At 39.8% G+C, this 10,177-nt stretch carries 8 protein-coding genes and 1 pseudogene; 1 reads left to right on the top strand and 8 read right to left on the bottom strand.

Annotated features, from left to right (window positions below; genetic code table 11):
• Positions 1-41: 41 nt before the first annotated feature.
• From OCV61_RS11445 to OCV61_RS11410, 8 genes are all read right to left on the bottom strand, one after another.
• Entirely contained in the window at positions 42-881 is an 840-nt protein-coding gene (locus OCV61_RS11445; RefSeq protein WP_262582858.1) for a MerR family transcriptional regulator, read from the bottom strand.
• Positions 882-900: 19 nt separating this feature from the next.
• On the bottom strand, positions 901-1,728 hold the full coding sequence (locus OCV61_RS11440; protein WP_158421943.1) for a carbohydrate ABC transporter permease: 828 nt from the start codon (positions 1,726-1,728) through the stop codon (positions 901-903).
• The gene (locus OCV61_RS11435; protein ID WP_262582857.1) at positions 1,728-2,594 is read right to left on the bottom strand and encodes a carbohydrate ABC transporter permease; all 867 of its coding nucleotides are present in this window, start codon (positions 2,592-2,594) and stop codon (positions 1,728-1,730) included. Before OCV61_RS11435 ends, OCV61_RS11440 begins: the two co-directional genes overlap by 1 nt.
• Positions 2,595-2,618: 24 nt before the next feature.
• Complete coding sequence (locus OCV61_RS11430) at positions 2,619-3,890, bottom strand: ABC transporter substrate-binding protein (RefSeq protein ID WP_158421942.1); 1,272 nt, start codon at positions 3,888-3,890, stop codon at positions 2,619-2,621.
• Positions 3,891-3,903: 13 nt separating this feature from the next.
• Positions 3,904-5,697, bottom strand: a complete 1,794-nt coding sequence (locus OCV61_RS11425) for an MGH1-like glycoside hydrolase domain-containing protein (protein WP_158421941.1) — start codon at positions 5,695-5,697, stop codon at positions 3,904-3,906.
• Positions 5,698-5,834: 137 nt separating this feature from the next.
• Positions 5,835-6,401, bottom strand: coding sequence for a DUF6198 family protein (locus OCV61_RS11420; protein WP_158421940.1), 567 nt, complete (start codon positions 6,399-6,401; stop codon positions 5,835-5,837).
• Between the two features lie 1,158 nt (positions 6,402-7,559).
• The gene (locus OCV61_RS11415) at positions 7,560-8,285 is read right to left on the bottom strand and encodes a hypothetical protein (RefSeq protein ID WP_158421939.1); all 726 of its coding nucleotides are present in this window, start codon (positions 8,283-8,285) and stop codon (positions 7,560-7,562) included.
• A 21-nt stretch (positions 8,286-8,306) separates the two neighbouring features.
• Positions 8,307-9,788, bottom strand: a complete 1,482-nt coding sequence (locus OCV61_RS11410) for a hypothetical protein (RefSeq protein WP_158421938.1) — start codon at positions 9,786-9,788, stop codon at positions 8,307-8,309.
• A 132-nt stretch (positions 9,789-9,920) separates the two neighbouring features.
• Between OCV61_RS11410 and OCV61_RS11405 the strand changes: the two are divergent.
• Positions 9,921-10,177, top strand: a pseudogene (locus tag OCV61_RS11405) (transposase); the annotation flags it as partial.

Genomic DNA, 10,177 nt, shown 5'->3' with positions numbered 1-10,177 from the left:
CCCCGATTGCTCTAAAGCAAACAGCTTTACAAAGTATTACCTCACTCAAACTGAAACGGAACGGTAATCTGGGTCACGTAATTATCCGGATTATTCTCAGACACCTCATCAATAAAGCTTTCCTCATAAGAAAACTCTCCCAGCCGAAAATGATGTTTTCTCCCATATTCCAATATCTGGGAATACGCCTTATAGGTAGTATCATACGCTCCCTTATAATACAGAACCAGATAGTTTCCCTCTGGTTTTTCCAGGTATTCACCATCCTCAGTATCTTCCTCGCAAGGCTCGTCTACTATGGTATAATACCTGCAATACAGCGTAGTATTGCCAACCGGATTCATCAGAAATTTATTTTCCACCATTCCTCCGATCGCCGGTCCACAGTGAAGCTGATGCAAAACACGATACCCAATCATCTTTCCATAGATTTCTTGTCTCTCGATTTCCTTTGCATCCATGGAAATATATTTCGTGCAGTACAGGTATTGCGTCTCATGGTGCTCTATGTATATTTTCCCACAGGTCACATGATTTGCCTTTTCAAGCAACTCAATCCTCTTATTCATTTCTCTGGACAACGTAACAAGCTCCGCAACTTTCTTCTTTGTTTCCAAAATGCCTTTTTGCAGAAGCTTTGCTGTTCTTTCGGCGTCCCTTGTATCAAAGTATTCTTTTATTTCCTCCAGTGACATTCCGATAGTCTTCAAAGTCATTATGGCATAAAAACAATCCAGCTGCGTGAATGTATAATAACGATATCCCAGATTGTCTACATATTCAGGTGAAAACAGATGAATTTTATCATAGTACAGCAACGTCTGCTTATTCACCCCTACCATTTTCGCAAATTCTCCTGGCTTTATATAATTTCTAACCACTTTTATGCCTTTCCCGGAATTAGCCTTTCACAGATCCAGCCATTACTCCGTCCGTAATATATTTCTGCAACAAGAGATAGAGAATGATCAGTGGAAGCATCGCAAGGTTAAACGCTGCGAATGCCTGGTTCAAATCTACAGAATGTACGCCGAAATATCGGTACAGCAACTGCGGAAGCGTCTGTACTTCCTCGCTGATGAGTGTTACTGTGGACAACTGAAAATCATTCCATGCAAATAATGCATTGATAATCAAAATGGATATCAGCACAGATTTCATCAATGGAAATACAATCCGCCAAAAGGTTCCGAAATATCCCATCCCATCTATATAAGCTGCTTCTTCCAGGTCTCTCGGAATCCCTTTTACAAATCCTGTACAGATCAAAATACTCAGGGAGAGCTGAAACCCTACCTTCACAAATACATTGCCTGCAAATGTGTTTAACATTCCCCAGTCTCTCATATCTGCATAAATCGGAAGCAACACTGACTGGTATGGTATCAGCATTGCAACCAGAAATAAGGAATATAAAACATTATAAATCCTTTTCTTATTTCTGGCAAACACATATGAAGCCATAGGACATATAATCATAAGCAGGATAACAGATGGAATCGTAGTATAAATGCTGTTAAGCATTCCTTTAAAAAAACTTCCATCCTCCAGAACCGCCACATAATTCTGAAAATCAAAATGTGTTGGAAGGCTTAGCCCCGTGAGTGTAATTTCCTGTTTTGTCTTAAAGGAATAAATGATTCCAATGTAAAATGGAGATAGCATAATCAGTGCAAATAGAATCGCAACCATGCTAATGACGATTTGTTTTGTCTTTACTTTTGACATCACATCTCGACCTCCTTTCTTCGCAGATAACTGGTCAGCAGAACGGTCAGAACCGCCAGCCCAGCTGTCAAGAGAATTCCAATTGCTTGGCCATATCCCGCATTATGGTAAACGAATATATTTTTATAAATATACATTCCCACTGTCTCCGAAGCATGACCTGGCCCTCCTCCGGTGGCCGCCATCTGATAGTCGAATGCCTGCATTCCCCAAGCAAGAATCAACGTGATATTAGCTGTAAACGCCGGAACAATCAACGGCATTGTGATATTGAAAAATGACTTGATTGCACTGCACCCTTCTATCCTTGCAGCTTCATAATACTCATTCGGCACCATCTGCAATGAAGCAATGTAAATAATCATACAGTAACCGCTATCCTTCCAGATTGCAATCGCCGCAATTGCCGGATTTACATAGTTTACATTGCCCAAAAAGCTTTTAATTCCAAGTAATGCATAAAATACATCCGAATATATATATGTAAACATAAAGCTTGCAAGAATCATACTAAGTACAAAAGGCATAAAGAAAATCGTTCTCAACACTGCATTCAGCTTTGACGTCTTCTTCACCAGCAGTGCCAGAAGCAACCCTATCACATTACAGCCAATCAGATAGAGCAATGTAAAGAACAATGTATTTCCCACAACCTCCGTTATATTCGGATCCTTAAAAACCTGTAAATAGTTTGAAAGACCTACAAAAGTTCTTGTATCACTGTATCCGTCCCACTGATAAAGTGACAGCGGAATTCCCTGAAGAAACGGAACCAGCACAAAAACTGCAAATACAATACAGGCCGGAAGCAGGAAGAGAACATTGCACAACTTTCGCTTTGATGAATTTTTTAAATTTCTTATCATTCCGTTTCCCCCTATTCTGTTGATTTATTGAATCTGGAATTCAGAATCCAGTGTTTTCAGTGTTTTTTCCACATCTGGATCATTTACAAACAACTGCATATTCTTATTAAATTTGTCTGTAGCCTCTCCGGAAAAGAATACGTATTTATCAACATTGACAATCTTTCCCGACTGGATATATTCCGAAACCTCCTGAAGCAACGGATCGAGACTCTTTACCTCCATGCCGTTAATTGGGATTGCTTTCGCATTTTCCGACCATATCTGCAGGCCTTCCTTAGATGTTAAGAATTTCAAAAAGTCAATTGCGTTTTCTTTGTGCTTACTCTTAGAACTTACCATCCAGGCATCGTCAACCGCCGCATACATCTTATTTTCATCCTCGTTGTCTGAAATCGGAACAGCAAAAATTCCAAAATTTCCATCAGGATTATTTGCCAGAATATCACCTACTGTCCAACTTCCATTGATATACATTGGACTCTCTCCCGCCGCAAACAGCTGACTGCTTACAGCCGGGTCGGTTCCTAAATCGTCTCCCGACAAATAAGACAATCTCTTGGCAAATAACTCCAAAGCTTCTTTCATTTCCTTTGAAGAAGAAAATGACGTTTTCCCAGATTCCAGATCCGTAAAGAAACCAACATCATCTATTTTGTCAATAATCGGATATAACTGAGTGTCTAAATCATACTGAATATACGCTGCGTCCTTGTAAGGACGGATAAACGGAGTAACTCCCGCTTCCTCAAAAGTCTGACACACTTCGTAAAACTCGCTTAATGTTGAAGGCACTTCCACATGATATTCTTCAAACATATCTTTATTGTAAAAGGCACAAATTACCATTCTGTCCAACGGCACACCATAGGTATTGCCCTCTATTGTCATACAGGACAGCTGATCCTCTGTAAACTGATCCAGAATATCATAATCATTCAGAATCTCTATCTGCCCGGATTTTACCAACTCCTGATTCAAAATAGCTGTTCCGAAAATCAAATCCGGTGCGTCATTGGCTCCAATTCTAGTCTGAAGCGTTGTAGTAAAGGTTCCGTAATCCAGGTTCTGAATTTTAATCTCTACGCCGGGATTAGCTTTCTCATAAGCTTCTATTACTTTATTGAACCCATTTCTTTTCGTATCTTCTCCCATAAAGCTGATTGCATTCAATGTAATTTTATCATCGTTGCTCTCACTCTTCTCACTGCTCTTTCCCGAACAGCCTGTCATCAACCCCATTGTCATAGTCATGGCAAGTATTATAAATGATAATTTTCCAGCTTTCTGTTTCATATACTTTTCTCCTTTATCTCAAATAATAATGTAAAAGTATCAAAAATGTCCCTGCTGTAGATGTATACCCCTTGTTATTCAATGGTGCTCCAGTCTCTGCATTATAGCACTCCGCACAGCCTCCGTTGCGTATCAGATTACAATATTTAACGGTCAGGTCATCCGCCATCTCCTGCTCACCGCACTTCGTCAGTCCTTCGATCAGCGTAAGTGTCATGGTAAACCAAATCGGCCCACGGAAGAATCCGTCTGCATGATAATATTTACTGTCAAGGCTTTCAGATGCCAACCCGTATTCTGTAATGTACTTTCCATTTTTCAACTCGTTTATAATACTGGTTCTGATTTCCAAAGGAAGACGTTCTCCCAGCATCAAAGGAGTAAAAAGGATCGGACTTTGAGCGTAAATTCTCTCGCCCGTAATGTTATTTCTGGCAAATGGCAGATTCTTTTCGTCAAACAACGTATTAATCAGTCCTTTCAGACTCCTGTCAGCCAGGTCTTTCCACTGTTTCTCCTCAACCTTCTTATCCAGCTTCTCAGCAAGCATTGCCAGGCAATCCATCTGTAAGATCATTAAAGTTGTCAAATCAGGGCTCAAAATATTCAATTCCTTACGGAAAACTGTGTCATCGTCTCCGCACGCGTCATATCCGTGATGATACTCAAACACACCACTTTCCTGTTCATCCATATGATTCAGATAGAAGTAAGTGTATTTTCTCATCTTGTCATATATTTCATCCAGCTGTTTTTTCGTAAACTGGATTTTATCCAGCATCTTCATCACGATCCAGCCCAGATTTGGCGGCATACTGGCCTCATAGCTTTCCATTCCTTCGCCTTTGAAATTAGGAATTCCTCCCAACTCGTCCTGGCTATCCAGCATAGTCATTAACTGATCGTATGCAAGTTCGCTGTCTGTCTCACACAAACCAGCCGCTATCAGCCAGCTTTCATATGCCCATACAGCGCACAGAATATTTTTTGTCATATAAATGGATTCTCGTTTCAGATATCCACGTTCAGCTACAGAACCAGACCAACAGAGATATGTAGCCAGTTTCTGTGCCTCTTTGTACTCTTGGGGAACCTCCGGCAGCTTTGAGCAAAACTCATCAAATGCATTTTTTGTATTGCGTACCGTCTGTTCAAAATCAACACAGCCTTCTTTTTCCACATTCGCCCAGACATATGTGCGTAATTCCTTGATCATACACTGAAACGCACCGTCTTCTGCTGTGATATCATACAGACATGCGGTGTTCAAAAGATGATCTGCTTCCCATTCCTGGTAAACTTTTACAGTTCCCAAGGATGTAAATATTCCGTAATTATCAAATGAAATATGATTTGTCAGTTTATGATAGCTTCTTCCGCCCTTTACCGGAATCTGAACCAGGAAACTGGAGCGGCCTTCTATAACGCAATCCAGACGCAATCCCAGTTTTTCACCTTCACCTCTGATAAGCAGTCTGTTTTCATCCGCATAGCAAAATGCTATTTTCCCTTCCTGACAGATAAGTTCCACTTTCTCATATCCTGCATGTATCTCGTAGGGAACCTCTTCTCCATTATACAGTGGAATGAAACGAATCATTTCCATATTGTTATTCTGTCCCTTTGTGCAAACAGAACGCAGATACAATCCAGGGGTAGACACGAATGGCATTTTATCCAGATTACTCGAAAAACCTGTACAGCTTGTATATCCGCTATAATAATCCTCAAACAAATAATTTACTGCCATATAGGACTTTCTCATTGAAAATGGTACTTTACTGATATCTAATCCTGTGATTTTCATATTTCCTCCCTAACATCACTATTATTATTTGTTTCAGTCTGATATGTAAACTGATAAAACCGGCAAATCCGTATTTTTTCATGTCCTCCTTTCCAACGGTTTTACCTTAAAATATAATTTTAAAATATAATCTATATTTACCATTTAAACAGCTTTCTGACGCCGTCAATCGCAGCTCCATAAGCAAATGTAGCCACAAATGTGACGACTCCCGGTCGGACGCCCAGCAATGCGGCCAGCAAAATCAATGTACAGTATGTAATCGTCAGACCCACTCCATACTGTTTTTTTAAGAGAGAAGCTATCGACACACTATACATGTCCAATGACTGCAAGCCATAATTCAGCGGTATGTAGTAAGCAAAACTAAGGATGATCAAAAGGCTTCCTAAAAGGAGGCAGCCCATACGAAAAGCAAATCCTCCCTGCCCTTCCAGAAAACCAAACACATATCCCCAGAAATCAATACAGGGACCTATCCCGAAACAAAATGCAAAAGAGCCAAATTTTACCAGCTTCCGATTCGAAAAAAAGAAAAGGAAAAAGGTCAGCCCTTCAAACAGCATCGAGGCTTTCCCCAACGAAATATGCAGTTTCCGGGATAAGGCATATTCAAAATTCGTCAAGGGATCCAATCCCCAGTCTGCCAGAACTAAAAGCGCAACGCCAGCCGCGCAGACCGCCACAGCGGCCATGATTTTCATACATGTGATCTGTTTTTCTCTCTTCATGAACCAAAGTATACAGTATATAGTAGCTATATAGTCAATAGCTATAATGAAAATATTTAAAAATTATTTTTCCTCGTCATTATAACCACTTTCATTCTAAATCTTAATAGTCAAATTTTGAATACGTCCTATATTATAAGCATTTTTTAAAAATTTTTGTCACTTTTCAGAAAACAGGAGCAAAAAAATACGTAAGAAACCCTATAGTTACCTTATCCTTTCTTTCTCCATGCTCTGGAAGATCTTCACTAATAACCTACTGCTATATGAGTTCCCCTCCTACTCACATTTTTTTTACTTCACTTCCTGATTCCACTCCACACCATTTGTATCTGTCTATGTGTCTTTTCCATCATAAATATAGACAGTATTAGTGCGACCCATGTAACGGCCATCCACTAACTTATAAACAGTTGTTGTTTCTCCCTGCAGATTTATGATTTCAACTACATCCTCTCCCGGATAATCTTCATTTTGTGAACTGGATTCAGGATTCTCTTCTTCAATTTCTTCTGAAAAATCCCCCTGGTTTTCATTATCATCTTTATCCGAGTCAGCCTCTTCTGTTGGTTGGTCTTCAACTATAATTCCTTGATGCAGCTGTGGTATCTGAAGCCTTTCTCTGATTGATGATTATATGATTAAGTATGTTGTAGAACATGAAATGCTTGGAACCATGACTACATAAACTTTATCGCCACCTGAATACAGGCGGCAACCCTATAAGGACTGGCGACAGGAAGTTAAACAGTCTGATGACAATTCATGTGAGCAAGTCGGTGACATCTCATGAGGTCAATAACATTACTTTATAACATGTAACGGAGAGAAAGATGGTTGTCGTTAGCCATCTTTTTTTCTTTTTATGGTAAAAAATTTGGGGAGGGTGTGACTCGGTATGAGTCACACCCTCCCTCTCTTAGAACTGTCTATTTTATAAGATGGTGCAAAGTAATTTTCGCATGTCTGGCCACTTTTTTCAGTGCTGGTTTTCTATTATGACTTTAAATAATGACGTGGACATTCCCGCTCTTTTTGAACAGATTTATACCCAGATCACAGGACAGCACGCCACCATTATTAAAGATGATTCAAGGCAGTATTAGAAGGTACAGAACATCTGCTTTCACACTATTCGATATCTCCAAGACAGGCCATAACACCGCTGATCATGGTATAATAGTAATCCTCTTCCTGCAAAATATCCAGTGCCAGATACAACACACTGTCCCCTGCATCCTCATCATACCTGTCATTGATTGCCTGTGCCAGTGTATTTCCATTATAACCTTTCGTTTCCTGTCCCATTCCTTCCAGAACTTCCAGAATGGAAGAAGCCAGGGCAATTCTGCTGTCATCCGTCCGTTCTCCATACCATTCATCCTTGTACATTAATGTAAGTTCCGGAATTCCTCCGGCTTCCAGCAAAAGGAACTCTTCATCCAGATTTTTCAGAGCCTGACTTCGAAAAACCTTCTGCACTGCATCCTGGTAGCTTTGGGGGTCCACTCCTACGCTATCTGCAGCAATGCTGAAAACATCTTCGGAAATTCCAATTTCATAAGCGTACTCAATCAGGTCTTTTATCTCTTCCGACTGTGTTTCTTCATCTGCTGCTCCTGTATTAATCAGAAACTCCAGCAGCATTTCAGAAATAATGTCTTTCAGATCCTCATATTTTTCCTCATCGTTCCAAATGGTTTTTCCAAAAAACAGTAATTCCAAAGTATCACCCTGATTCAGTTCTGCTATCAGACTTTCTTCCTCAGTCAATGGTTCAGAAGCAGCGACAGGCAATGCTGACTGTAACAGAAACAATCCCATCAGAATGAAGGATAACATCTTTCTTTTTTTCATCTGAGATTCCCTCCTCAACTTTTAATACTGACATAAGCGTCCTTCCTCATCAATGTAAAACACATCATCCGTTCCCATATACAAGTCTTCCACACCGTCAAAATACATTACATTTCCTTCTCCATCATACCAGTAATAGGGAGTTCCCAAGTAATCACCATCTCCCGGATCACTGTTCTCTACATAATCATCTCCCGCTGTCTGTGCTTCATAAGCAATCGAATCAGATTCTCTTGAAAAGGCAGCTTCTGCATAGATATTTCCATATCCTTCCTGAACCGGATAAATAAAAAGATCTCCGTTTCCGTCAAGGCTGACATCTGCCACATGATTTCCATCCAAAGAAAAAAGCTGCAGTGCCGTAGTTCCGGAAGTTTCAAAAGTTCCACTGTCAAAAAGATATCCTCCGCTTCCATCTGTATTTCTGGAATTGTAAATTTCCCAGGTTCCTTCTCCATAAAGCCTGAGATTCATTGCATTAAGATCTCCATACTGATACCAACTGTCAAAATACGCAATAAACACTTCCAGACTCTGCCCTTCTGCACTTGGATCATACTCTGTGCCAGTGCCCGTTCCTGTGCCTGTGTTATTGCCTGTATTATCCATATTAAAAATTTCTGTCAATTCCAAAGAATTGATTGCATTTTTATACTCCTCCAGCATTTCGTCTGCCCAGTCTATATTCATCTTATATGCATAGCCATAGGTATTGTCATCCGTCTGGATATAAACCATTTTCCACAGACAGGTATCTTCATTTGCACCAGTTTTAAAGCTCAGATTATACACCGGATAACTGAATTTTTTTGTAAGCTTTTTGTTTTTCTTTTCTTTATAACCTGATATCTCGCAGGCGCTGACAAGTTCCGCAAACTTCTTCCTGATTTCCTTCTCATCTTTATCTGAAACAGCATCATTTTTTGCACTGCAGTTGACAATTACGGTCATTCCGTCTGCAGTCATATCTGAGTAAAAATAACCGCCTTCCCAGTTGGAATCATTATAAAGCGGCTGCAGACCAGTATACCTTTTAGATGACATAAGCACATAAACAGAAGGATTTTCATATACATTTTCACTTTCAGACTCAGCAGCATCCGCATCTTCATTGGATTCTTTGTAAAAAATCGCTCCATCTACATTTCCCATATGAAGACTGGTTTCGGAATCAAGATAAAATCCGGCGATCCAGATGCCAACCCTGTTAAACATATCATATCTGCCATTCCCGTCCCCATACTCATCTGTATACTTCAAATATCCCTGTACCGTGTCTTCTTCCATCTGATATACAAACATTCCATCTTCTGTCAGCGTAAGGATTTCTTCACCGGAATTATTTTCATTTCGCCATATGCCTGCAATTTTGGCAAAATCCACGTCATTCTCTTCCTGAGCATATTCTGTTTCTTCTGCAAATGTGAAATTGCATGGTATTACTCCAAAAGCAGTTCCGGTCAGTGTAAGGATCATAATTGATGTAAATGTTTTTCTCTTCATATGCGTTCCTCCTGTTCTTTTATTTTTCACAAATATAAAGAAACCCATCATATATAAAGTATATGATGGATTCCTGCAAACTCCAATTAACTAATGGTTAGTTTTTTCCTGAAGCAGTTCTAAAAGACGCTGTCTCTTCATCCTGGTAATGAGCATGACAGTCGTACTTTTAAAGCATTATACGATAAGATATCTAAACTGAATCCGCAGATGGTAGTTGCAGATGCAGGATATAAAACTCCGACAATCGCCCATCAGCTGTTGGAAGATGGAATTCAACCACTTTTTCCATATACCCGTCCCAAGACCAAAGAAGGCTTTTTCGGAAAACACGAATTCGCATATGATGAATACTATGATTGTTATATATGTCCGGGAGCACATATATT

Source organism: Blautia ammoniilytica, from assembly GCF_025566965.1.
Classification (GTDB): domain Bacteria; phylum Bacillota; class Clostridia; order Lachnospirales; family Lachnospiraceae; genus Blautia_A; species Blautia_A ammoniilytica.
This window is presented reverse-complemented; position numbering and strand designations above follow the sequence as displayed.

What these genes read in the sequence shown, in the direction of transcription:
- OCV61_RS11440 (WP_158421943.1), bottom strand. Translation starts at nt 1,728, where the DNA reads ATGTCAAAAGTAAAGACAAAACAAATCGTCATTAGCATGGTTGCGATT.
- OCV61_RS11420 (WP_158421940.1), bottom strand. Translation starts at nt 6,401, where the DNA reads ATGAAAATCATGGCCGCTGTGGCGGTCTGCGCGGCTGGCGTTGCGCTT.
- OCV61_RS11425 (WP_158421941.1), bottom strand. Translation starts at nt 5,697, where the DNA reads ATGAAAATCACAGGATTAGATATCAGTAAAGTACCATTTTCAATGAGA.
- OCV61_RS11430 (WP_158421942.1), bottom strand. Translation starts at nt 3,890, where the DNA reads ATGAAACAGAAAGCTGGAAAATTATCATTTATAATACTTGCCATGACT.
- OCV61_RS11435 (WP_262582857.1), bottom strand. Translation starts at nt 2,594, where the DNA reads ATGATAAGAAATTTAAAAAATTCATCAAAGCGAAAGTTGTGCAATGTT.
- OCV61_RS11410 (WP_158421938.1), bottom strand. Translation starts at nt 9,788, where the DNA reads ATGAAGAGAAAAACATTTACATCAATTATGATCCTTACACTGACCGGA.
- OCV61_RS11415 (WP_158421939.1), bottom strand. Translation starts at nt 8,285, where the DNA reads ATGAAAAAAAGAAAGATGTTATCCTTCATTCTGATGGGATTGTTTCTG.